The sequence below is a fragment of the Pseudomonas sp. LPH60 genome (assembly GCF_030718165.1).
GTDB classification, from domain to species: Bacteria; Pseudomonadota; Gammaproteobacteria; order Pseudomonadales; family Pseudomonadaceae; genus Aquipseudomonas; species Aquipseudomonas danubii.
Window position 1 is genome coordinate 309117 of record NZ_JAVAJH010000001.1, and the last position, 22789, is coordinate 331905.

17 protein-coding genes are annotated in these 22789 nt (G+C 62.2%); 8 read left to right on the forward strand and 9 right to left on the reverse strand.

The window, feature by feature from the left end; genetic code table 11:
• Nucleotides 1-246: 246 nt before the first annotated feature.
• Together Q8O96_RS01515 and Q8O96_RS01520 are read right to left on the reverse strand one after the other, a co-directional pair.
• Nucleotides 247-822, reverse strand: a complete 576-nt coding sequence (locus Q8O96_RS01515; RefSeq protein WP_102863840.1) for an ANTAR domain-containing response regulator — start codon at nucleotides 820-822, stop codon at nucleotides 247-249.
• 15 nt (nucleotides 823-837) lie between these two features.
• A complete protein-coding gene (locus Q8O96_RS01520) occupies nucleotides 838-2049 on the reverse strand; it encodes a CmpA/NrtA family ABC transporter substrate-binding protein (protein WP_305948244.1) in 1212 nt (403 codons plus the stop codon).
• A gap of 229 nt (nucleotides 2050-2278) precedes the next feature.
• Between Q8O96_RS01520 and Q8O96_RS01525 the strand changes: the two genes are divergently transcribed.
• Entirely contained in the window at nucleotides 2279-3301 is a 1023-nt protein-coding gene (locus Q8O96_RS01525; RefSeq protein ID WP_102863838.1) for a quinone-dependent dihydroorotate dehydrogenase, read from the forward strand.
• 131 nt (nucleotides 3302-3432) lie between these two features.
• Here the strand turns inward: Q8O96_RS01525 and rmf are convergent, their stop codons facing one another.
• Nucleotides 3433-3648, reverse strand: coding sequence for a ribosome modulation factor (gene rmf, locus Q8O96_RS01530; RefSeq protein ID WP_016965693.1), 216 nt, complete (start codon nucleotides 3646-3648; stop codon nucleotides 3433-3435).
• Between the two features lie 546 nt (nucleotides 3649-4194).
• Here rmf and rlmKL point away from each other — a divergent pair.
• A complete protein-coding gene (gene rlmKL, locus Q8O96_RS01535) occupies nucleotides 4195-6459 on the forward strand; it encodes a bifunctional 23S rRNA (guanine(2069)-N(7))-methyltransferase RlmK/23S rRNA (guanine(2445)-N(2))-methyltransferase RlmL (RefSeq protein WP_102863837.1) in 2265 nt (754 codons plus the stop codon).
• A gap of 136 nt (nucleotides 6460-6595) precedes the next feature.
• On the forward strand, nucleotides 6596-8995 hold the full coding sequence (locus tag Q8O96_RS01540) for a diguanylate cyclase (protein WP_102863836.1): 2400 nt from the start codon (nucleotides 6596-6598) through the stop codon (nucleotides 8993-8995).
• A gap of 45 nt (nucleotides 8996-9040) precedes the next feature.
• On the opposite strand, the gene dacB is transcribed toward Q8O96_RS01540, so the two are convergent.
• Nucleotides 9041-10501, reverse strand: coding sequence for a D-alanyl-D-alanine carboxypeptidase/D-alanyl-D-alanine-endopeptidase (gene dacB, locus Q8O96_RS01545; RefSeq protein WP_305948245.1), 1461 nt, complete (start codon nucleotides 10499-10501; stop codon nucleotides 9041-9043).
• A gap of 234 nt (nucleotides 10502-10735) precedes the next feature.
• Between dacB and Q8O96_RS01550 the strand changes: the two genes are divergently transcribed.
• A complete protein-coding gene (locus Q8O96_RS01550) occupies nucleotides 10736-11080 on the forward strand; it encodes a YggL family protein (protein ID WP_102863834.1) in 345 nt (114 codons plus the stop codon).
• A 192-nt stretch (nucleotides 11081-11272) separates the two neighbouring features.
• Here Q8O96_RS01550 and Q8O96_RS01555 read toward each other — a convergent pair whose 3' ends face one another.
• The gene (locus tag Q8O96_RS01555; protein WP_102863833.1) at nucleotides 11273-12463 is read right to left on the reverse strand and encodes a benzoate/H(+) symporter BenE family transporter; all 1191 of its coding nucleotides are present in this window, start codon (nucleotides 12461-12463) and stop codon (nucleotides 11273-11275) included.
• Nucleotides 12464-12781: 318 nt separating this feature from the next.
• On the opposite strand from Q8O96_RS01555, the gene Q8O96_RS01560 reads away from it, so the two are divergent.
• The 3 genes from Q8O96_RS01560 (at nucleotide 12782) to Q8O96_RS01570 (ending at nucleotide 15666) form a co-directional block, all read left to right on the forward strand.
• The gene (locus Q8O96_RS01560) at nucleotides 12782-13546 is read left to right on the forward strand and encodes a GntR family transcriptional regulator (RefSeq protein ID WP_025128787.1); all 765 of its coding nucleotides are present in this window, start codon (nucleotides 12782-12784) and stop codon (nucleotides 13544-13546) included.
• Between the two features lie 187 nt (nucleotides 13547-13733).
• Nucleotides 13734-14684 carry a LysR family transcriptional regulator gene (locus Q8O96_RS01565; protein WP_102863832.1) on the forward strand — a complete coding sequence of 317 codons (951 nt, stop codon included), beginning with the start codon at nucleotides 13734-13736 and terminating at the stop codon, nucleotides 14682-14684.
• A gap of 148 nt (nucleotides 14685-14832) precedes the next feature.
• Nucleotides 14833-15666 carry a nucleoside-binding protein gene (locus Q8O96_RS01570; RefSeq protein WP_305948246.1) on the forward strand — a complete coding sequence of 278 codons (834 nt, stop codon included), beginning with the start codon at nucleotides 14833-14835 and terminating at the stop codon, nucleotides 15664-15666.
• Nucleotides 15667-15749: 83 nt separating this feature from the next.
• Here Q8O96_RS01570 and guaD read toward each other — a convergent pair whose 3' ends face one another.
• From guaD to xdhA, 4 genes are all read right to left on the reverse strand, one after another.
• Nucleotides 15750-17054, reverse strand: a complete 1305-nt coding sequence (guaD, locus tag Q8O96_RS01575) for a guanine deaminase (protein WP_102863830.1) — start codon at nucleotides 17052-17054, stop codon at nucleotides 15750-15752.
• A gap of 23 nt (nucleotides 17055-17077) precedes the next feature.
• The gene (gene xdhC / locus Q8O96_RS01580; RefSeq protein ID WP_102864103.1) at nucleotides 17078-17920 is read right to left on the reverse strand and encodes a xanthine dehydrogenase accessory protein XdhC; all 843 of its coding nucleotides are present in this window, start codon (nucleotides 17918-17920) and stop codon (nucleotides 17078-17080) included.
• Nucleotides 17921-18016: 96 nt separating this feature from the next.
• Entirely contained in the window at nucleotides 18017-20416 is a 2400-nt protein-coding gene (gene xdhB / locus Q8O96_RS01585; RefSeq protein WP_115581941.1) for a xanthine dehydrogenase molybdopterin binding subunit, read from the reverse strand.
• Entirely contained in the window at nucleotides 20409-21863 is a 1455-nt protein-coding gene (gene xdhA / locus Q8O96_RS01590) for a xanthine dehydrogenase small subunit (RefSeq protein ID WP_305948247.1), read from the reverse strand. Before xdhA ends, xdhB begins: the two co-directional genes overlap by 8 nt.
• Nucleotides 21864-22129: 266 nt before the next feature.
• Between xdhA and Q8O96_RS01595 the strand changes: the two genes are divergently transcribed.
• Nucleotides 22130-22789, forward strand: coding sequence for a GntR family transcriptional regulator (locus Q8O96_RS01595; protein ID WP_102863827.1), 660 nt, complete (start codon nucleotides 22130-22132; stop codon nucleotides 22787-22789).

Consider the following 22789-nt stretch of genomic DNA (forward strand, 5'->3'; position numbering starts at 1 on the left):
AACGAAAAAACGTCGGCACCCGGCTCGTTGTGGCGAGCAGGGTGCGCGACGTCTTTGTCGTAGGTGGGGCAACCGCCGTTGGTTACCGTTGTGGATTTGATAGCAAGAGCCGAGCCAACCGGCGGCCATGTTGGCTGGCATGGGCAGGCTCGCTGTAGGAGCTGGCTTGCCAGCGAAGGCGCCCTCAAGACTGGCACAAGGTTCAGAGGCCTATTCGCCGGCAAGCCGGCTCCTACGGTGCGCAGGTCAGCCCAGCAGTTCCTGCATGGCGATGATCTGTTCCGCGACCTGGATCAGCTTCTGCTGCTTGCCCATGGCCTGACGGCGCATCAGGGTGTAGGCCTGTTCTTCGTCGCAGTCCTTCATCTTCATCAACAGGCCCTTGGCCAGCTCGATGCGCTTGCGCTCGGCCAGTTGCTGGTCCCGGGCCTGGAGTTGCGCGCGCAGGGCCTGGTCGCTTTCAAAGCGCGCCATGGCCACGTCGAGGATCGGTTGCAGGCGCTGGACCTGGATGCCCTCGACGATGTAGGCGCTGACCCCGGACTTGATCGCCTGGCGCATCACCCCCGGATCGTGTTCATCGGTGAACATCACGATGGGCCGGGGTTGATCGCGGCTGACCAGCACCACTTGCTCCATCACATCACGGCTGGGTGACTCGGTATCGATCAGGATCACGTCCGGGCGCACCGTTTCGACGCGGCCCGGCAGGTCGATGGTCAGGCCGGATTCGTCAATCACCTCGAAGCCGGCTTCGCTGAGGGCGGCCTTGAGCCTTCCGACTTTTTTTGCGGTGTCGTTGATCAGCAGGATACGCAGCATGTTCGCGGACTCCGGTCAGCGCTGGGCGGCAAGGGCAGGGCTGTCGTTGAGGGCATGCAGGCGGAAGCTGCGGGCATAGGCGGCAGGCTCAGAGCCGTCCCACACCTTGCCATCGATCAACTGGCTGCTGCGCATGTCCGGGCCCGAGGTGGTGATGCCCAGCGCGCTGGCGGCTTCGCGATAGAGTTCAAGCTGCTGCACGTGGCGAGCGACGCCCAGGTAGTCCGGGTCTTCCCGCAGCAGGCCCCAGCGCCGGAACTGGGTCATGAACCACATGCCGTCGGATAGGTAGGGCAGGTTGACGGCGCCATGGTGGTGAAAGCGCAGCGCGTGGGGGTCCTGCCAGCGATTGCCCAGGCCGTCGGCGTAAGCCCCCAGCAGCCGCGGCTCGATGCAGTCCAGCGGTGCATTCAGGTAATCGGCGGCGCTCAGCAACTGGGCGGTGCTGCGGCGGTTTTCCGGACTTTGTTCGATAAAGCGGCTGGCCTCGAGGATCGCCATGACCAGGACCCGGGCGGTGTTGGGGTATTGCTCGACGAAGGCGCGGGTGCAGCCGAGGACTTTTTCCGGGTGGTCCGGCCAGATTGCCTGGCTGGTGGCCAGGGTGAAGCCCTGATCCTGCTGCACTGCACTGGCGCTCCAGGGTTCGCCGACGCAGAACCCGTCGATGCGCCCGGCCTGCAGGTGAGCCACCATCTGCGGCGGCGGCACCACCACGCTGTCGACGTCTCGCAGCGGGTGGATGCCCTGGCTGGCCAGCCAGTAGTACAACCACATGGCGTGAGTCCCGGTGGGGAAGGTCTGGGCGAAGGTCAGTCGTGCCCGGCTTTGGTGCACATGGTGGTCCAATGCTTCAGGGCTGGTCACTTTGAGGGCTTGCAGTTCCCGGGACAGGTTGATGCTTTGGCCATTCTGGTTCAGGCCCATGAGCACCGCCATGTCGCAGGGATGGGTCCCGCCGATGCCCAGGTGCACGGCGTAGATCAGGCCGTACAGGCTGTGGGCAGCGTCCAGTTCGCCACTCACCAGCTTGTCCCGCAGCCCGGCCCAGGAACTCTGGCGCTTGAGGTTCAGGGTCAGGCCGTAGGGCTGGGCAAAGCCCTGGGTGGCGGCGACCACCACCGAGGCGCAATCGGTCAGGGCCATGAAGCCCAGGTTGATGGCGGACTTTTCTGGGGCATCGCTGCCGTTGACCCAGGCCAGTGCGCAGTTGGGGTGTTCAGTCATGGCTTGGCACCTTGCATAAAAAAGCGTCGTACCCACTGGCCAGGCAAAGCCTGTGTGGGTGACGACGCCGTTGTCCTTGAACCTGGGCCGCCATTGGCCCAGGTCTGATGAGCAAGTGGGTGCAAGGCATATGCCATTGTCGGGGATTTCATTCTGCGCCTCGCCTGCAAGCCCTGGGCGCGGCTATAATCGGCGCCTTATTTCGCCGCCAACCGAGTTCATCCCGCCCATGTATACCCTGGCCCGCCAGCTGTTGTTCAAACTCTCCCCGGAAACCTCCCACGATCTGTCCCTGGACCTGATCGGTGCGGGCGGGCGTTTGGGCCTTAACGGTCTGTTGTGCAAGGCGCCGGCGCAGTTGCCGGTGCAGGTCATGGGCCTGGAGTTTCCGAACCCGGTGGGCCTGGCTGCCGGTCTGGACAAGAACGGCGCCGCCATCGATGGCTTCGCTCAACTGGGCTTCGGCTTTGTCGAGATCGGCACCGTCACTCCGCGTCCGCAGCCGGGCAACCCCAAGCCGCGGATCTTCCGCCTGCCTCAGGCCGAAGCCATCATCAACCGCATGGGCTTCAACAACCTGGGGGTCGATAATCTGCTGGCGCGTGTGGCCGCCTCCCAATACAAGGGCGTGCTGGGGATCAATATCGGCAAGAACTTCGACACCCCGGTGGAGCGGGCGGTGGACGACTACCTGATCTGCCTGGACAAGGTCTATGCCCATGCCAGTTATGTCACGGTCAATGTCAGCTCGCCCAATACCCCGGGCTTGCGCAGCCTGCAGTTTGGCGAGTCCCTCAAGCAGCTGCTGTCGGCTCTGAGCCAGCGTCAGCAGGAGCTGGCGAGCATTCATGGCAAACGCGTGCCCCTGGCGATCAAGATCGCGCCGGACATGAGCGATGAGGAAACCGTTGAAGTGGCTCGGGCCTTGCTGGAAACCGGCATGGACGCGGTGATCGCCACCAACACCACCTTGAGTCGCGAAGGCGTCGAAGGTATGGAGCACGGCGATGAGGCAGGCGGCTTGTCCGGCGCGCCGGTGCGCGACAAGAGCACCCACACTGTCAAGGTCCTGGCCGCTGAACTGGCCGGTCGCTTGCCGATCATTGCCGTGGGCGGCATCACGGAAGGCAAGCACGCGGCTGAGAAGATCGCCGCGGGCGCCAGCCTGGTGCAGCTGTATTCGGGCTTCATCTATAAGGGGCCGGCGTTGATTCGCGAGTCGGTGGATGCCATCGCGGCCATGGGCCGATAAGAACGGGCGCCAGCGCGGCCATAAAAAAGGGCTCCTCGAAGGAGCCCCTGGGCCGAAGCCCGCCGCCCGGATGGGGCGTGCGTGGTTAAGTCGTCATCTATTCAAGTTGTAGGTGTCGGAATGTGCCCTGATCAGCCGACAGCGCGAAGTTCGTTGAGTCTGTGGATGCCCGCAGTGCCAGTCATACCGTCCCAGTTGTCGCCGCGTCCTTCTCGCCAGCCGTTAATCCAGGCTTGGCGTACCGACGGTAGAGTAAATGGGCAAAGCTCACGGGACTTGCCATTAACGCCATACTGATATCCGCGTAAAAATGCTCTTTCCAACGGATCACGCTTTAGTCTTCTCATAGGGTGTTTCCCTCACTTGTTGACTGTCTTATGTCCCGTCGACCTTCTTCTGAGGTCGGGCAGATTGTCTCTGCCGTTGGTGCTCGCTGCCGGCGTGGCGAGCCTTGATGTTGACGCCATTGCGGCGTCAACCTGTGTTGAGTTCTAACCAATAGGTCACAGCAAGTGAATGATCGTTTTGTCATAAGGACGTAACGATAATGCTGTCCAGGCCATAAGCCGGGACGGGTTTTTTAGCTTGTTTGCCAGGCAAAGCCCGCTGTGATCAGCCTCTCACTAGATGATGAGGTTAATGCTTTAGTGAGAATGTCGAACGGTTGCACTCAACTACTATTCGACGAAGGGTCGACTTATGTCATTTTGTTGCCCTGACTTTTTTATCTGTCCCGGCCTCTAAGCTTTTTTGCCCTGCAAGAAAGCCTGTCTGCCGGGGTGGGACGGCACAGTTTCGTGCCACACGAGCGCTCTTGAAGAAAAGCGCTTGATTGAAAACCGAACGGGCGATGCGTTGTCCGTTCACTTATTGCTAAAGGCCCTGGTACTCCCATGTCGGATCGTTACGAACTCTTCCTCACCTGCCCCAAAGGCCTTGAAGGCCTGCTGATCGAGGAAGCCGTCGGGCTTGGCCTTGAGCAAGCGCGTGAGCACACCTCTGCCGTGCGCGGCATGGCCGACATGGAGACGGCCTATCGGCTGTGTCTGTGGTCGCGCCTGGCCAACCGGGTGCTGCTGGTCCTCAAGCGCTTTCCAATGAAGGACGCCGAGGACCTTTACCACGGCGTGCTCGACGTCGACTGGCAGGACCACATGCTGGCCGATGGCACCCTGGCGGTGGAGTTCAGCGGTCACGGTTCGGGCATCGACAACACCCACTTTGGTGCCCTGAAGGTCAAGGACGCCATTGTCGACAAACTGCGTACACCCACCGGCGAGCGTCCTTCGGTGGACAAGCTCAATCCGGACCTGCGCATCCACCTGCGCCTGGATCGCGGCGAAGCCATCCTGTCCCTGGACCTGTCCGGCCACAGCCTGCACCAGCGCGGCTATCGCCTGCAGCAAGGCGCCGCGCCGCTCAAGGAAAACCTGGCGGCCGCGATCCTGATCCGTTCCGGCTGGCCGCGCATCGCCGCAGACGGCGGAGCCCTGGCCGACCCGATGTGCGGTGTCGGCACCTTCCTGGTGGAAGCGGCGATGATTGCCGCGGACATCGCTCCCAACCTCAAGCGTGAGCAGTGGGGCTTTACCGCCTGGCTCGGCCATGTGCCGGCGCTGTGGCGCAAACTGCATGATGAAGCACAGGCTCGGGCCCAGGCCGGACTGGCCAAGCCACCGCTGTGGATTCGCGGCTACGAGGCCGATCCACGATTGATCCAGCCGGGTCGCAACAACGTCGAGCGCGCGGGCTTGAGCGACTGGATCAAGATCTACCAGGGCGAAGTGGGGACTTTTGAACCGCGTCCGGACCAGAACCAGAAGGGCCTGGTGATCTGCAACCCGCCCTACGGCGAGCGTCTGGGTGACGAAGCCAGCCTGCTGTACCTCTACCAGAACCTCGGCGAGCGCCTGCGTCAGGCCTGCCTGAACTGGGAAGCGGCGGTGTTCACCGGTGCCCCGGACCTGGGCAAGCGCATGGGCATTCGCAGCCACAAGCAGTACTCGTTCTGGAACGGCGCCTTGCCGTGCAAGCTGCTGCTGATCAAGGTGCTGCCGGACCAGTTCGTCACCGGTGAGCGACGCACCGCCGAGCAGCGCCAGGTGGAACGCGAGCAGGCCCAGGCCGCTGCAGACGAGCCGCCGGTGCGCCAGTACAACAAGAATGGCAACCCGATCAAGCCGGCTCCTGCGCCGGCGCCGGTGGTCGAGCAGGCCCGTCTGAGCGAGGGCGGGCAGATGTTTGCCAACCGCCTGCAAAAGAACCTCAAGCTGCTGGGCAAATGGGCCAAGCGCGAAGGTGTCGAGTGCTATCGGGTCTATGACGCGGACATGCCGGAATACTCCCTGGCCATCGACCTGTACCAAGATTGGGTGCACGTCCAGGAATACGCGGCGCCCAAGTCGGTGGACCCGGAGAAGGCCCAGGCGCGTCTGTTCGATGCCCTGGCAGCGATTCCCCAGGCACTGAACGTGGATAAGAGCCGGGTGGTGATCAAGCGTCGCGAGCGCCAGAGCGGCACCAAGCAATACGAGCGCCAGAGCGCCCAGGGCCAGTTCACCGAAGTTCGCGAAGGCGGGGTCAAGCTGCTGGTGAACCTGACCGACTACCTGGACACCGGGCTGTTCCTCGACCATCGGCCGATGCGCATGCGTATCCAGAAAGAGGCGGCTGGCAAGCGTTTCCTCAACCTGTTCTGCTACACCGCCACCGCCAGTGTGCACGCGGCCAAGGGTGGAGCCCGCAGCACGACCAGCGTCGACTTGTCGAAAACCTACCTGGACTGGGCGCGACGCAACTTCTCCCTCAACGGTTTCTCCGACAAGAACCGTCTGGAGCAGGGTGATGTGATGGCTTGGCTGGACAGTTGCCGTGACGAGTTCGACCTGATCTTCATCGACCCGCCGACCTTCTCCAACTCCAAGCGCATGGAAGGGGTGTTCGACGTGCAGCGTGACCAGGTGCAGTTGCTGGACCTGGCCATGGCCCGTCTGGCGCCGGGTGGCGTGCTCTACTTCTCCAACAACTTCCGCAAGTTCCAGTTGGACGAGAACCTCGCCGCGCGCTATCAGGTCGAGGAGATCACGGCGAAAACCATCGACCCGGATTTTGCCCGTAACAGCAAAATTCACCGTGCTTGGAAAATCAGCGCCCGCTGATGGCCGGATAAGTCCCCAACGCCCGTTTTTTCGGGCTTTGGGGGCTGTTTAGCGCTGGTCAAATTAGTGGCTAATAGCTATAACTCACACCAAGTCCGGATGACACCCAAACTCGCTGGCGTGATGAGTTCTACTTATGCCGTTGCATGTGGTACGCCCGAAGATCCTGGGTTTCATTAGTGAAGAAGTCTCTGCCTGGCTAGTGGCTGTGCTGGTGTTGCTTGCGGGCGGCATTCTCACCGGGCTGCTGGCCTGGTCCACTTACAACTCGAACAAACAGCAACTGCGCCAGCGCTTCCAATTGCTCGCCAGTGAACGCTACAGCCGTATCGAAGAGCGCTTTCAAGACCAGGAGCAACGCCTGGACGGTCTGCGGCGTTTCTTTGTCAATTCCGACCTGGTGACCCGCCAGGACTTCGATGGTTACGCCAAGCCTCTGCTGCGCCACACTCAGGCCTATGCCTGGGCGCCTCTGGTGAGTCGTGCCCAGCGGCCGGCGTTCGAACAGGCGGTGCGGGATCAGGGGGTGGCGGGGTTCACCATCCTGCAATTGAACGCCAGCGGCCAGATGGAGCCCGCCGGTGAGCAAGAAGACTTTGCGCCGATTCTGTACAGCCAGACGCAAAGCCCCCTGGGGTCGCCCCTGGGGCACGACTTGCTGGCCCAGCCTCAGCGCCGGGCTACTCTGGAGCGGGCCAGGGAGCTCAACGGCCTGGCGGTTTCGCCGCCTTTGCACCTGGTTGCCGTGGACCCGGCCTATGCCCGGGGCGTGCTGCTGGCGGCGCCGGTCAGGCGCCCCCAGGACAGCCCCTTGCCCGAGGCCAGGCCTTACGGTTATGTGCTGGCGGTGATCAGCCTGCGGCAACTGGTGGCGGACGGCTTGCCAGTGCCGGCCAGCGACAATTTGTCGGTGCGCATTCTCGATCTGTCCACCGAGGGCCAGCACGAGGTGCTCTATGAATCGAACAACCCGCCGATCGCCAGTCACCTGATGGCCAGCCGTCTGTTGCGCCTGGCGGACCGGGATTATCAGGTTGATATCCGCCCCAGCGCGGCGTTCCTGCATGCCAACCAATCTTCCCTGAGCAGCCTGGTGATTCTCGGTGGCTTGCTCAGTCTGCTGCTCAGCGCCTTGCTCTATGTGCTGGTGAGTCAGCGGCAACGGGCCTTGGCCCTGGTGGAGCAACGCACGGGGGAGCTGCGCAGTCGCGAGCAGGAATTGCGCGGCACTCACAGTCAGTTGCGCTGCGTGCTCAATGCCGCGACCCAGGTGGCGATCATCGCCACGGACCTGCGTGGTGTCATCAGTACCTTCAATGCCGGGGCCGAGCAGATGCTCGGCTACAGCAGCAGTGAAGCGGTAGGCCACCTGACCCTGGAAAGCCTGCACCTGCCCCGGGAGCTGGAAAGCTGGGCTCAGAGCCTTACCCAGCGCTATGGCAAGGCCATTCCAGTGTCCCGGGCCATGCTGGTGGAAGAAGGCCTGGCCGGTGGCCACGAGGCGCGAGAGTGGACGCTGGTCAGGCGTGACGGCAGCCACCTGCAAGTGAACATGCTGGCGACCCCGGTGCTGGATGATCAGGGGCTGTGGATCGGCCACCTGGCCATCTGCATCGACATCACCGAGCGCAAGCGGGTGCACGAGGCCCTGGCGGCCCGGGACCGCCTGTTGAAAAGGCTCAGTGCCCATGTTCCCGGAGGGATCTACCAGTTCAAGCTGGATGCCGAGGGACACGCGAGCTTCACCTATGCCAGCGATGGCATACGCGAAATCTACGAGATCGAGCCGCAGGTGTTGCAGGAGGATGCCGAGGCAGTGTTCGAGCGTATCCATCCTGAGGATGTGCAGCGGGTGCGCAAGTCGATCCAGGTTTCCGCCAAGCAGCTCAGTCCGTGGCGCGAGGAGTATCGGGTCTGCCTGCCGCAACGGGGGCTGCGCTGGATGCGTGGCGCGGCGACCCCGGAAAGCCTGCAGGGCGGCGGCGTGCTCTGGCACGGCTATATCTCGGACATTTCCGACCTCAAGCGGGTCGAGGAAGAGTTGCGTGCGTTGTCAGTGACTGACTCCCTGACCGGCATTCACAACCGGCGCTATTTCCAGGAGCAGTTGCAGAGCGAAATGCAGCGTCTTGAGCGTGTTGGAGGCGAGATGGCGGTGATCATGCTGGATATCGATCATTTCAAGCGGATCAACGACCAGTACGGACACGGCGTCGGGGATCAGGTATTGCGGGGGCTCTGTGTCCGCATTGGTGGGCGTCTGCGGCGTACCGATGTGTTCTGCCGTCTCGGCGGTGAGGAGTTCATGGTGCTGTGTCCGGGCACCAACGCCCAGCAGGCGCTGATCCTGGCTCAGGAACTGTGGCAGGGACTGCGCAGTTCGCCGATCGAGCCGGTGGGCAGTGTCACCGCCAGTTTCGGCATTGCCAGCTGGCGCGAAGGCGAGGGTGCGGACGGTTTGTTGTTGCGGGCCGACTCCGGGGTCTATGCCGCCAAGCAGGCCGGACGCGATCGAGTCCAGCCAGAGCTGCCCTGATCGCTGACAGCGGCGGAGCGGGTCCGCCACTGTCGCAACAGCGAGTTAGAGAACGGATGCGCTGGTGGCCAGTTTTGGCTGGCGATACAGATCCAGCAGCACCTGATCCAGCACCGAAGAGGCGCCGAAGGGGCGCGGATCGTTGAGGATCGCCACCACCGCCCAGGTGTTGCCATTGTCATCGCGGCTATAGCCGGCGATGGCGCGCACGGTGTTCAGGGTGCCGGTCTTGATGTGGGCCTCACCGGACATGGCGGTGCGTTTCAGGCGCTTGCGCATGGTGCCGTCCATGCCGGCAATCGGCATGGAGCTGATGAACTCGGCGGCGTAGGGGCTCTTCCAGGCCGCTTGCAGCAGGCCGGCCAGTTCCCGGGCGCTGACCCGTTCGGCACGGGACAGGCCGGAGCCGTTTTCCATTACCAGATGCGGCGCGGTGATGCCTTTTTTCGCCAGCCACTGGCGCACCACACGCTGGGCCGCCTTGGCGTCATCGCCGTCGGCTTCATTGCGGTACTTGGCGCCCAGGCTCAGGAACAGCTGCTGGGCCATGGTGTTGTTGCTGTATTTGTTGATGTCGCGGATGACCTCCGCGAGGTCTGGAGAGAAGGCACGGGCCAGGACCTTGGCATCCTTGGGTACTACCGCGAGGCGGTCCTTGCCCTGGATGCTGCCGCCCAGTTCGCTCCAGATCGCCCGCACCGCACCGGCGGTGTAGGTGGCGTGGTCCAGCAGCGACAGGTAGGTCTGGGAACTGCAGCCATCACCCAACTGGCCGCCAACGGTGACGATCACGCTGCCATCGGCCTGGGGCACGGGGTTGTAGCGAACGTCGCCGGTGCACTGCTTGGTGTTGACTGCCTTGACCTGATTGTCGATGCGGATCTTGGCAATCGGCGGCTCTACCGACACCAGCACCCGGCCGGAGTCATTGCGGGCGACGAAGCGCAGGGCCTTGAGGTTGACCATCAGCGCGTCGGGCTTGACCAGGAACGGCTTGTTCTCGTCGTTGCCGTCGTCATTGAACTCAGGCAACTGCGGTTGCACGAAGTAGTTGCGGTCCAGTACCAGGTCGCCGGTGACTTGCTGCACGCCATTGGCCCGCAGGTCACGCATCAGCAGCCAGAGCTTCTCCATGTTCAGCTTGGGATCGCCGCCGCCCTTGAGATAGAGATTACCGTTGAGAATGCCACCGCTGAGGGTGCCATCGGTGTAGAACTCGGTCTTCCACTGGTGGGTCGGGCCAAGCATTTCCAGGGCCGCGTAGGTGGTCACCAGCTTCATGGTGGAGGCCGGGTTGACCGAGACATCGGCGTTGAAAACCGTCGGCGTGCCAGGGCCGTTCAGGGGAATCATCACCAGCGACAGGGCGTTGTTCGGGAGCTTGCTGGCTTTGAGGGCTTGTTGAACCTTGGGGGGCAGGGTGGTGTTGACCGGAGCCGCAGAGACAGGAAATGCCAGGGGAAGAAAAACACTGGCAAGCAACAGAGGACGCAACGATTTGATCATATGAAGTGGAACCCTGCAGTCGAGGGGAAAAAAGGCGAGGGCATGCAGATAAAATCCCTCAGTGATCATGAAAGTGTCGGCATTATGCCCCAAGGTATAGCGGCTTGTGCCGTGCCACGGGCCGCCGTGGCGGTATTTTTTTTACCAATGGCGGTCCCGCATCCTCATAGAGTCAGGCAATCGCCCGCCTAAACTGGTAAAGTGCCGCCCGTTATTACTTATGAGGATTGTTCCATGGCCACTAACCGTTCCCGCCGTCTGCGCAAAAAACTCTGCGTAGATGAATTTCAGGAGCTGGGTTTTGAGCTGAACCTGGATTTCAAAGAAGATCTGGCTGAAGAAGCTATTGACGCTTTCCTCGACGCGTTCCTCAAAGAAGCGATGGAAGCCAACGGTCTGGGCTATGTTGGCGGCGATGACTTCGGTCTGGTTTGCCTGAGCAAGCGCGGTTCCGTCAGCGAAGCACAGCGTGCAGCTGTTGAAGCCTGGCTCAAAGGCCGTACCGAGCTGACCAGCGTTGAAGTCAGCCCGCTGCTGGACGTCTGGTACCCGGACAACGCGATCAACCCAGTCGCGTGATGTCATGTGTGAGCGGCCCGTCCGGGCCGCTCATGCGTTGCTGCCCTCCCTGGGCGGCCTTTCGAATTTCCCCTGTGTTCCTTGTCTCTGTGCGGGCTTGCCAGGGAGATGCTCGTGGGCGCCGTTCGCCGGCAAGTCGGCTCCTACAGTGGGTGCTGTCTTGGGTAGGAACAGGTAGGCCGGCGAAGTTCTTCAGGCATTGCGCCCATTCAGAATCATCAAGGTCACGACCCCAGCGACAATTCCCCAGAACGCCGAGCCAATGGAAAACAGCGTCAGCCCCGAGGCCGTCACCATAAAGGTGATCAGCGCCGCTTCTCGCTCCTTCACTTCACTCATGGCGATGCTCAAGCCGTTGATGATCGAGCCGAACAGCGCCAGGGCGGCGATGGACAGCACCAGTTCCTTGGGCAAGGCCGCGAACAGCGCAGCCAGGGTGGCGCCGAAGACCCCGGCGATGCCATAGAAAACCCCGCACCACACTGCGGCGGTGTAACGCTTGCTGCGATCTTCGTGGGCGTGGGGGCCGGTGCAGATCGCAGCGCTGATCGCCGCCAGGTTGATGCCGTGGGAACCAAACGGCGCCAGCAGCAACGAAGCCAGCCCGGTGGCGGTGATCAGTGGCGAGGCCGGGACGTTGTAGCCGTCGGCGCGCAGCACCGCGATCCCGGGCATGTTCTGCGAGGTCATGGCGACCACGAACAGTGGAATACCGATGCTGATGGTGGCCGCCAGAGAAAAGTGCGGCGTGGTCCAGACCGGCGTCGCCACTTCCAGGTGGAAGCCACTGAAGTCCAGCAAGCCCATCAGCCCGGACAGTGCAGTGCCGATCAGCAGGGCCGCGAGAACGGCATAACGTGGCGACAGGCGCTTGACCACCAGGTAGGTAAGGAACATCCCCAGTACCAGACCGGTGCGGTGTTGGGCCGCCACAAAGATTTCACTGCCGATCTTGAACAGGATTCCCGCCAGCAAGGCGGCTGCCAGGGATGCCGGGATCTTTTTCACCAGGCGCTCGAAGCTGCCGGTGAGTCCGCAAATGGTCACAAGGACCGCGCAAGTGATGTAGGCGCCAATGGCTTCGCCATAGGTCACCCCCGACAGGCTGGTGATCAGCAGGGCAGCGCCGGGTGTGGACCAGGCGATGGTGATGGGGGTGCGATAGCGCAGAGACAGGCCGATGCTGCACACCGCCATGCCAATGGAGATGGCCCAGATCCAAGAGGAGATCTGACCGCTGGTCAGGCCGGCGGCTTGTCCAGCCTGAAACATCAGTACCAGTGAGCTGGTGTAGCCGGTCATCATGGCGATGAAGCCGGCAACGATGGCGGAGGGCGAAGTGTCCGCGAGGGGGCGTAATTGCGCGGGGGTGGCATCGGACATTACTGCTGTTCCTTGTTCTTGAAAGACGCAAAACCCATACCCGGCGAACGCTGCTTGCAGCCTGAGCAAGCAACGAGCCGGTAATAGGGTTCAAGGTTCAAGCCTAAACTTAAAAGCAACTTTGCATTGCAATACAGCCGTGACTACAAATAGCCGTACAGTCGTTGAATAAGTGGTGGGGCCGATAACACTTTTTGCTAGTGATCCCCAGCGGTTGTGTACAATGTGCCCCTGTTTTAACGCGATACTTGCCAGCGACCCACCGTGGCGTATTAAAGTCACGCCGAAATCGCCGCAGTCCTCCCGACCCGAGTGCCCATGAACGAACAGTTGCAACCTCTCAAGAAACAACCGCGAGCAGGCAAAGCCGGTCGCAGCGGAACCCAGGACGATATTGTCTACGCGCACATCTTTGAGGCCATCCTCGAGCAGCGCCTGGCGCCCGGCACCAAGTTGAGTGAAGAGGCGCTTGGGGAAATATTCGGAGTCAGTCGGACCATCATCCGTCGTGCATTGTCGCGGCTGGCCCATGAAGGCGTAGTCCTGTTGCGGCCCAATCGGGGGGCGGTGGTTGCCAGTCCGAGCGTCGAGGAAGCCCGTCAGGTCTTTCTCGCCCGGCGTCTGGTGGAGCGAGCCATTACCGAGCTGGCGGTCCAGCATGCCACCGCCGAACAGCTGCTGGAGTTGCGGCAGATGGTCAACGAGGAGCGCGACAGCTTTTCCCGAGGCGATCGTGGTGCCGGTATCCGCCTGTCCGGGGAGTTTCACCTGAAGCTGGCGGAAGCTGCGAAGAATGCACCGCTGATCAGCTTCCAGCGTAGCCTGGTGTCCCAGACGTCGCTGATCATTGCCCAGTATGAAAGCGGCAACCGCTCCCACTGCTCCTACGATGAGCACACCCAACTGATCGACGCCATCGAGGCCCGGGACGGCGAGCTGGCGGTGAACCTGATGATGCATCACATGGATCACATCGACAGCAAGCTCAACCTCGACGAGGAAAGCGCCTCGGATGACCTGCATGCGGTGTTCTCGCACCTGCTGCAGACCAAGAAGCCGGGGCGGCCGACGGCCAAGCTGTAAGCTTCGATCAGACTGAAAATCCCTCGCTGCGTAGCCCTATGCAGCGGGGGATTTTTGTTTGGCGGCGGGTCTGCCTGCTGATCAGGAAGATTGTTTTAAATTTTAATTAATATTGTATACAGTGCCTGCTTCGAGGCTCACGGCCGGCAATCCGTGCGCCTCTGGTCCTGCGAAAGGAGCCCGCGGCATGATCGGCAGAACGCTACGCATTCATTCTTCCGCCATCCATTACTTCGACATGGTTCGTCGCTGTCATTCGATCCGCGAAGCTGCTCGGCGCCTGAATGTCGCGTCTTCGGCGGTGAACCGGCAGATCCTGAAGATCGAGGATGAAATCGGCGCGCCCTTGTTCGAACGCCTGCCGGGCGGCCTGCGCCTGACCCTCGCGGGAGAGGTCATGAGCCGTCATGTCAATCTGGTGCTGCAGGACCTGGAGCGGGTGCGCCTGGAGTTCGATGCTCTGCGTGGCCTCAAGAGCGGGCATGTGGAGATTGCCGCTGTGGAAGGCGCGACGGTGGATTTGCTGCCCTCGGTGCTCAAGCGCATGCGCGATCTGTATCCACAGGTGACCATCGGCGTCACGGTGCAGGGCTCGCAATCCATTCCCCAGGCCTTGATCAACAGTCGTGCGGACCTGGGCCTGGCGTTCGCCTTGCCCAGGGCGCCGGAGATCCGCCCGTTGAGCGTCGGTCATTTTCGCCTGGGGGCTCTGGTCAGTCCCGATCATCCCTTGGCCGAGCGGGGCAGCGTCAATTTCGCCACCTGCGCCGAGCACGGGCTGATCCTGGCCAAGAGCGAGCTGTCGATCCATCACTTGCTGGCGCCGTTGCACAAGCGCCTGGGGCTGTTGGACAAACCGCCCTTGCAGAGCAACTCCATGGAGCTGGCGCGGCAGATGGCCCGGCACAACATGGGGGTGGCCTTCCAGACCCGGGTCGGGGTCGAGGGCGACCTGAGCAAGGGCGAACTGGTGCATATCCCGCTGAGCGATCAGGGAGGTATCTACAGCGACCTGGGGCTCTATGCCCGCAGCGGTCGCGATCTGCCCAGCGCGGTGGAGGCGCTGGCGCATCTGCTTGGCGAGGAGATCGCCATTCGCGAGCGGGCCGAGCGCGCTTTCGGCCAGCTAACGCTCTGAGTCCATGGTTGTGGGCGGCTGTTGCCGTTTTGGCAGCGCGCTGATCGATATTCTGTGCTTTGGGGCCTGTGGCGCTTGTGCCGATACTGCGTGTGGATGGCAGCCAGCGAAGCTGCCTTACGCCACACCGCCACAGGACATAATAAAAATGAAAAAGGCATTACAAGGCGCAACCCTGCTGATGACACTGATCGGAGCAGGGGAAGCAGCCGCCCTGGAGTGGATGAACAACAGCGTCGGCTTTCGGTACGGCAAGGAGTTCACCAACCCGAACAATCCGCACTACATCAGCAAGCGCATCTACAGTTTCACCCACGCCAGTGGCTACCAGTACGGCAGCAACTATCTGCACCTGGACCTGCTGCTCTCTGATAGCGACGATCCGCGCAAGGGCACCCACAAGGGCAGCAGCGAAGTCTATGGCGTCTATCGTCACCAGCTCTTCGCGTCCCGGGTGTTCGATACCCCCTTGGGCACCGGCCTCGTCAAGGACTACGCGCTGACCCTAGGCTTCGATGCCAGTCGCAACAACAACCTGGGTTCGGCCAAGAAACGCGCCCTGGTCTTCGGTCCGACCCTGAAATTCAACACCGTCGGCGTGCTGGACCTGAGCTTGCTGTACTACAAGGAAAACAACCATTCCGGCATCCCCGGGGCCAAGGACCCGGATCACACCTTCGACGATACTTACATGCTCAACCTGGCCTGGATGCGTCCCTTCGAAGTTGGCAGTCACGTCGCCAAGTTCCAGGGCTTCGTCAACTACACCGGGGAAAAGGGCCACGACTACAACTATCGTGACACCGCAGCGGAAACCCTAGTGCGGACGTCGCTGATGGTGGCCGTGTTGCCCGGCAAGAACGTCAAGCCCAACCTGTACCTGGGTGTTGGCTACGAGTACTGGCACAACAAGTTCGGGGTGGACGGTGGACGGGGTACGCGGACCACGGCGCCGACCTTGAACATGGAAGTGACGTTCTAGATCTGCACCTGATCGCCTGGGACTCAGGCATGAATAATCCCCCGTTCGATGTTCCGCGAGCGGGGGATTTTTCGTTTGCGGGGTTAGCGCTGGTGGACTGGCTGGCCGGCGGCGTAGGTCTGCAGCACGGTGCGATCGTCCCCCAGGGTCATCAGTACAAACAGGGTTTCAGCGATGCTGTTGGCCTGCTTCAGGCGATAGCTGAGCAAGGGAGTGGCGTGGTAGTCGAGGACCACGAAGTCGGCGTCGGTGCCAGGGTGCAGAGTGCCGATTCGCTCCTCCAGGCGCAGGGCGCGGGCGCCGCCCAGGGTCGCCAGGTACAGGGACTTGAACGGGTTCAGGCGTGCGCCCTGTAGCTGCATGACTTTGTAGGCTTCGTTCAGGGTCTGCAGCAGCGAGAAACTGGTGCCGCCACCGACGTCGGTGCCCAGGCCGACATTGAGTTTGTGTTTTTCCGCCATGGGCAGGTTGAACAGGCCACTGCCGAGGAAGAAGTTCGAGGTTGGGCAGAAGGCCACGGCCGAACCGGTTTCCGCCAGGCGCGCACATTCGTCATCGCACAGGTGCACGCCGTGGGCGAACACCGAGCGTTCCCCCAGCAGTTGATAGTGGTCATAAACGTCCAGGTAACCCTTGCGCTCCGGGAACAGTTCCTTGACCCATTCGATCTCCTGCAGGTTTTCACTGATGTGAGTCTGCATGTAGAGATCGGGATACTCGGTCAGCAGTTTGCCGGCCAGGGTCAGTTGTTCCGGGGTGCTGGTCGGGGCGAAACGCGGGGTCACTGCGTAGTGCAGGCGCCCTTTGCCGTGCCAACGTTCGATCAGTTCCTTGCTTTCCAGGTAGCCGGACTCTGCGGTGTCGGTCAGGTAGTCCGGGGCGTTGCGGTCCATCATCACCTTGCCGGCGATCATCCGCAGGTCGAGTTTCTCGGCGGCGGCGAAGAAGGCGTTGACCGACTGTGGATGCACGCTGCCGAACACCAGCGCGGTGGTGGTGCCGTTGCGCAGCAATTCCTTGATGAAGATGTCCGCCACTTCATCGGCGTGGGCCTGATCGGCGAACTGGCGTTCACAGGGGAAGGTGTAGGTGTTCAGCCAGTCCAGCAACTGTTCGCCATAGGCACCGACCATGCCGGTCTGGGGCAGGTGGATGTGGGTGTCGATGAAGCCCGGGGTGATCAGGGCATCGGGGTAATGATTGATCTCTACATCGGCGGGCAGGCCGGCAAGCAGTTCACTGGCGTGGCCGAGGGCGCTGATCCGGCCGTCCTCGACCACCAGCAGGCCGTCTTCGAAATACTCGTAGGAGGCTTCGATTCCGACTTCGGCCGGGTCGGCGATGCTGTGCAGGATGGCGGCACGGTAGGCTTTGCGAGTCAAAGGCATGGTCGTTCTCAGTGTGTGGCGTGTCAGTTCGAAGTCTGGCTGCGGCGCGAGACCGGCAGCAGCTTGGCAATGGGTTCGGCGCTGGCGCTGGACTGGCCGAAATGGGCGTTGTAGGTAGCGATGATCTCACCGGCAATGGAGATGGCGATTTCCACGGGCAACTTGCCTTTGACTTCAGCGAGCCCCATCGGGCAACGCATGCGCTGCAAGGTGGTTGCGTCGAAACCGCGATCGCGCAAGCGGTGCTCGAACTTCACCCGCTTGGTCTTCGAGCCGATCAGGCCGAAATAGGCAAAGTCGTTGCGCTTGAGCAGGGCGGCGGTCAACTCCAGGTCCAGTTGGTGATTATGGGTCATGACGATGCAATAGCTGCCAGGTGGCAGGTTATCGATTTCCTCCACCGGTTCTTCGCTGACGATCTTGCTCACGCCCTGGGGAATCTGTTCGGGGAATTCCTGTTCCCGGGAATCGATCCAGCGTACCCGGCACGGCAGGCTGGCCAGGAGTGGCACCAGGGCGCGGCCGACGTGGCCGGCACCGAACACGGCGATTTGCGCTTGCACCTGGCCCATGGGTTCGAACAGCAGCACCGTGGCGCCGCCGCAGCACTGGCCGAGGCTGGCACCGAGGCTGAAGCGCTCCAGGTGGGTGGCCTGCTGGCCGCTGGCGAGCAGGTCACGGGCGATCTGCATGGCCTTGTATTCCAGGTGCCCGCCACCGATGGTGTCGAAGGCCTGGGTGGCGCTGACAACCATTTTCGAACCGGCATTACGCGGCGTTGAGCCAAGCTCCTCGATAATGGTCACCAACACGCAGGGTTCACCCTGGGTCTGCAGGTCGGCGAGGGCGCTGATCCAGTTGTACATGTTCACCTCGACATCTTGGTGGTCTGTTCGGGCTGCTTCGGCGGCAAGCCAGCTCCTACGGGCGCGGTGCAGGAGCGGGCTTGCCCGTGAAGGCCGTTACAGCGGCGCCAGCTCGACTTGCTGATCCGCGGCCCTGGTCACCTGCAAGCGACGCATCTGCTCGCAGCCCCACAACACTCGCTCCGGTGTCGCCGGGGCATCGATCTGCGGTTGATGGCGGTAGTCTCCAAGGCTGGCCACTGCGTCCTTGATGGCGCACCAGGCAGCGATGCCAAGCATGAACGGCGGCTCGCCCACGGCCTTGGAGTGGAACACCGTGTCTTCCGGGTTCTTGCGGTTCTCCACCAGCTTGACCCGCAGGTCCAGGGGCATGTCGGCCACCGCCGGGATCTTGTAGCTGGCGGGACCATTGGTCATCAGCTTGCCTTTGGCGTTCCACACCAGTTCTTCGGTGGTCAGCCAGCCCATGCCCTGGATGTAACCGCCTTCCACCTGGCCGATGTCGATGGCCGGGTTCAGCGAGGCACCGACGTCGTGCAGGATGTCGGTACGCAGCATCTTGTACTCGCCGGTCAGGGTATCGACTATCACCTCGGCGCAGGCTGCGCCAAAGGCGAAGTAGTAGAACGGCCGACCCCGAGCCTGACTGCGGTCGTAGTAGATCTTCGGGGTCTTGTAGAAACCGGTGCTGGACAGCGAAACCTGGGCGAAATACGCCTGCTGGATCAGTTCCTCGAAGGTCAGGATATGGTCGCGGACCCGTACGTGGCCGTTGTGGAATTCCACATCCTCTTCGCTGACCTGGTACTTGCGCGCGGCAAACTCCACCAGGCGCGACTTTATGGTCTGCGCCGCGTTCTGCGCGGCCTTGCCGTTGAGGTCGGCGCCACTGGATGCCGCGGTCGGTGAGGTGTTGGGCACCTTGTCGGTGTTGGTGGCAGTGATCTGTACCCGCTCGATGTCCACCTGGAACACCTCGGCCACTACCTGGGCCACCTTGACGTTCAGGCCCTGGCCCATTTCGGTGCCGCCGTGGTTCAGGTGGATGCTGCCGTCGGTGTAGATGTGGATCAGCGCGCCGGCCTGGTTGAGGAAGCTGGCGGTGAAGGAGATGCCGAACTTCACCGGGGTCAGTGCCAGGCCCTTTTTCAGGATCGGGCTGTTGGCGTTGTACAGCCGGATGGCTTCGCGACGCTCGGCGTACTGGCTGCTGGCTTCCAGTTCGGCCGTCATCTCTTCGAGCATGTTGTGCTCGACGGTCTGGTAGTAGTGGGTGACGTTGCGTTCGGTCTTGCCGTAGTAGTTGGCCTTGCGCACCGCCAGCGGGTCCAGGTGCAGGTGGCGGGCGATGGCGTCCATCACCTCTTCAATGGCGACCATGCCTTGCGGGCCGCCGAAACCGCGGTAGGCGGTGTTGGAGGCGGTGTTGGTCTTGCAGCGGTGGCCGTTGATGGTGGCATCGCCCAGGTAGTAGGCGTTGTCGGAGTGGAACATCGCCCGGTCGACGATGGACGCCGAGAGGTCCGGTGAGCAGCCGCAGTTGCCCGCCAGTTCCAGCTGGATGCCGTGCAGGCGGCCGTTGCTGTCGAAGCCCACGTCGTATTCGATGTAGAACGGGTGACGCTTGCCGGTCATGAGCATGTCTTCGACCCGGGGCAGGCGCATCTTGGTGGGCTGGCCGGTGAGGCGGGCGATCACCGCGCACAGGCAGGCGGGGCTGGCGGCCTGGGTTTCCTTGCCGCCGAAGCCGCCGCCCATGCGCCGCATGTCCACCACTATCTTGTTCATCGACACGTCGAGCACTTCCGCCACCAGTTTCTGCACTTCGGTGGGGTTCTGGGTCGAGCAGTAGACGATCATGCCGCCGTCTTCGGTGGGCATCACCGAGGAGATCTGGGTTTCCAGGTAGAAATGCTCCTGGCCGCCGATATGCAGCGTGCCCTGGATGCGGTGTTCGGCGTTGGCCAGGGCGCCGGCGGAATCGCCGCGCTGGTGAGTGTGGCTGTCCAGCACGAAGTGGCGTTTGCGCAGGGCTTCCACCACGTCCAGCACCGGCTCCAGGTCCTCGTACTCGATGATCGCGGCCATGGCCGCCTTGCGCGCGGTTTCCAGATCCTTGGCGGCCACCGCCAGCACCGGCTGGCCGACGAACTGCACGGTATCGATGGCCAGCAGCGGGTCGCCGGGCAGCAGCGGGCCGATGTCCTTGAGGCCGGGAATGTCTTCATGAGTAATGGCGATGCGCACGCCTTCGAAGGCGTAGCAGGGGCCGGTGTCAATGCTGATGACTTTGGCGTGGGCTCGGTCCGACAGTCGCGCGTAGACGTGCAACTGGTTGGGGAATTCCAGGCGGTCGTCGATGTACAGCGCTTCGCCGGACACGTGTTTGTCGGCGCTGTCGTGCTTGACGCTGCGGCCAACGCCCGTGGTCAGGTCCTGGTGAAACAGGGCCGTCAGTTCGGCTTGAGTCTTCTCGACTTTGTGATGATTAGACATAAGCGGTCACCCGGGTCTCGATGTGCGGTGTTTGCAGTTCGATGAAGTACTTGCGCAGCAGGTTCTGCGCACTCAGCAGGCGGTATTCCTTGCTCGCACGGAAATCCGAAAGCGGGGTGAAATCCTCCGCCAGGGCCGCGCAGGCGCGCTCCACCGTGGACAGGTTCCAGGGCGCGCCAATCAGTGCGGTTTCACAGCTCTTGGCTCGTTTCGGGATCGCCGCCATACCGCCGAAGGCAATGCGAGCATCGCTGACCACGCCGTTTTCAATCTGCAGGTTGAATGCCGCGCAGACCGCAGAGATATCGTCGTCCAGGCGCTTGGAGACCTTGTACGCACGGAACAGCCGTTCGGCGCTGGCCCGGGGCACGATGATCTTTTCGATGAACTCGCTGTCCTGACGGGCCGTGACCCGGTAATCGATGAAATAGTCTTCCAGGGCCAGGGTGCGGCGTACTTCACCCTTGCACAGTACGATCTGCGCACCCAGGGCGATCAGCAGGGGCGGTGAGTCGCCGATGGGCGAGGCGTTGCCGATATTGCCCCCCAGGGTGCCCTGGTTGCGGATCTGCAACGAGGCGAAGCGCTGCAGCAATTCGCCGAAGTCCGGGTACTCGGCGCGCAGTGCGTCGTAGCAGTCGGTGAGGGCCGTGGCCGCGCCGATCTCCAGGCGATCGTCGAAGCGTTCGACGCGCTTCATCTCGGCAATGTTACCGACGTAGATCATCACGGGCAGGGTGCGGTGGAACTGGGTGACTTCCAGGGCCAGGTCGGTGCCACCGGCCAGCAGCCGTGCCTGGGGGTAGGCGTCGTAGAGGTCGGCCAGGTCGGCCACGGTCAGCGGCACCAGGCAGCGCTTGTCGCCACTGTTGAGTTCACCGGTGTCCTTGGGCGCGATGGCCTTGAGGCGACTGATGGTCTCGGTCTGGCGGGCGTCGAACTGATCGCTCTGCTGGCCGCAGCAGGCCTGTTCGGCAGCAGCGAGGATCGGCCGGTAGCCGGTGCAACGGCACAGGTTGCCGGCCAGGGCCTCATGGGCCTTGTGGGCGTCGGGTTCACTGCTGTTCTTTTGCAGGGCGAACAGCGACATGACGAAGCCCGGGGTGCAAAAGCCGCATTGTGAACCGTGGCATTCGACCATGGCCTGCTGCACGCTGTGCAGTTGGCCATGGTGCTTGAGGCCTTCGACGCTGATCAGCTGTTTGCCGTGCAAGGAGGAGACGAAGGTCAGGCACGAGTTGAGGCTGCGATAGCGAATGGATTCGCCGCCCTGGGCATCCACCTGCAACTCGCCCACCACCACGGTGCAGGCGCCGCAGTCGCCGCTGGCGCAGCCTTCCTTGGTGCCGGGTTTGCCCAGGTGCTCGCGCAGATAGTTGAGCACGGTCAGGTTTGGGTCCAGGGCGTGCTCGCTACGGAGTTCCTGGTTGAGTAAAAACTGGATCACGGAAGGCCTCGCAGACTCTTTATTGTTGTTAAGCGAACTGAGCTGAATTTAGTCATGTCTGACTTTTCGGTCAATGATTTTCTGACCTTTGGGTCAGGAAATTTCTGTGCTCAACATTTCAAGTATGAACGGCATTTGAGAAACCCTTGAATCAACATCAATCTGCTTGTTTCATGCCAAATTCCCCTGTCGGAGCACTCCGCGATGAGGTAGCAATTGCGCTACACTGCGCCGCTTGTGCCGATTAAAGATTTTGAAGGAAAACCATGACGTTCAAGGCGCCGGACAGCCTCGCCGAGCAGATTGCTCACCACCTCGCCGAACGTATCATTCGCGGGGATCTCAAGCCTGGAGAGCGCATTCAGGAACAGAAGGTCACCTTGGCCCTCAATGTCAGTCGTGGTTCGGTCCGCGAGGCCTTGCTGATTCTTGAGCGCCGCCATCTGATTGCCATCCTGCCGCGCCGTGGTGCCCACGTGACCGAGCTCACCGAGCACAAGGTCCGCAGTCTTTGCACCCTGATGAGCGAGTTGTACATCCTGCTGGGCAACTGCGTGGCCAGTGGCTGGGTGCAGCAGAGCGACATGACGCCGTTCCTGCAGATCCAGCAGCGTCTGGAGGGTGCCTACGAGCGCCAGGACATCCGGGCCTTCGTCGAGGACAGCTTCAGCGTGATGCGCGCGGCCTATCCTTTTGCCAACAACCCTTACCTGCAGGAAACCGTCGAGAATCTGCAGCCGGCCATGAGTCGTGCCTATTACCTGGCACTGGAGCAGCGCAAGGCGTCGATGAGCGAGTACCTGGAGTTGTTCGAGCAGTTGCTGGCCGCAGTGCTGGCCCGTGATCTGGAGCAGATCCGCCAGGTGTTGACGGCCTACGCCCAGCGCAGCAGCGATCTGGTGGTGTCTGCGTTGGCGGATGCTTAA

Coding starts and splice junctions, on each gene's coding strand:
- Q8O96_RS01515 (WP_102863840.1), bottom strand. CDS start 822: ATGCTGCGTATCCTGCTGATCAACGACACCGCAAAAAAAGTCGGAAGG.
- Q8O96_RS01520 (WP_305948244.1), bottom strand. CDS start 2,049: ATGACTGAACACCCCAACTGCGCACTGGCCTGGGTCAACGGCAGCGAT.
- Q8O96_RS01525 (WP_102863838.1), top strand. CDS start 2,279: ATGTATACCCTGGCCCGCCAGCTGTTGTTCAAACTCTCCCCGGAAACC.
- rmf (WP_016965693.1), bottom strand. CDS start 3,648: ATGAGAAGACTAAAGCGTGATCCGTTGGAAAGAGCATTTTTACGCGGA.
- rlmKL (WP_102863837.1), top strand. CDS start 4,195: ATGTCGGATCGTTACGAACTCTTCCTCACCTGCCCCAAAGGCCTTGAA.
- Q8O96_RS01540 (WP_102863836.1), top strand. CDS start 6,596: ATGCCGTTGCATGTGGTACGCCCGAAGATCCTGGGTTTCATTAGTGAA.
- dacB (WP_305948245.1), bottom strand. CDS start 10,501: ATGATCAAATCGTTGCGTCCTCTGTTGCTTGCCAGTGTTTTTCTTCCC.
- Q8O96_RS01550 (WP_102863834.1), top strand. CDS start 10,736: ATGGCCACTAACCGTTCCCGCCGTCTGCGCAAAAAACTCTGCGTAGAT.
- Q8O96_RS01555 (WP_102863833.1), bottom strand. CDS start 12,463: ATGTCCGATGCCACCCCCGCGCAATTACGCCCCCTCGCGGACACTTCG.
- Q8O96_RS01560 (WP_025128787.1), top strand. CDS start 12,782: ATGAACGAACAGTTGCAACCTCTCAAGAAACAACCGCGAGCAGGCAAA.
- Q8O96_RS01565 (WP_102863832.1), top strand. CDS start 13,734: ATGATCGGCAGAACGCTACGCATTCATTCTTCCGCCATCCATTACTTC.
- Q8O96_RS01570 (WP_305948246.1), top strand. CDS start 14,833: ATGAAAAAGGCATTACAAGGCGCAACCCTGCTGATGACACTGATCGGA.
- guaD (WP_102863830.1), bottom strand. CDS start 17,054: ATGCCTTTGACTCGCAAAGCCTACCGTGCCGCCATCCTGCACAGCATC.
- xdhC (WP_102864103.1), bottom strand. CDS start 17,920: ATGTACAACTGGATCAGCGCCCTCGCCGACCTGCAGACCCAGGGTGAA.
- xdhB (WP_115581941.1), bottom strand. CDS start 20,416: ATGTCTAATCATCACAAAGTCGAGAAGACTCAAGCCGAACTGACGGCC.
- Q8O96_RS01595 (WP_102863827.1), top strand. CDS start 22,130: ATGACGTTCAAGGCGCCGGACAGCCTCGCCGAGCAGATTGCTCACCAC.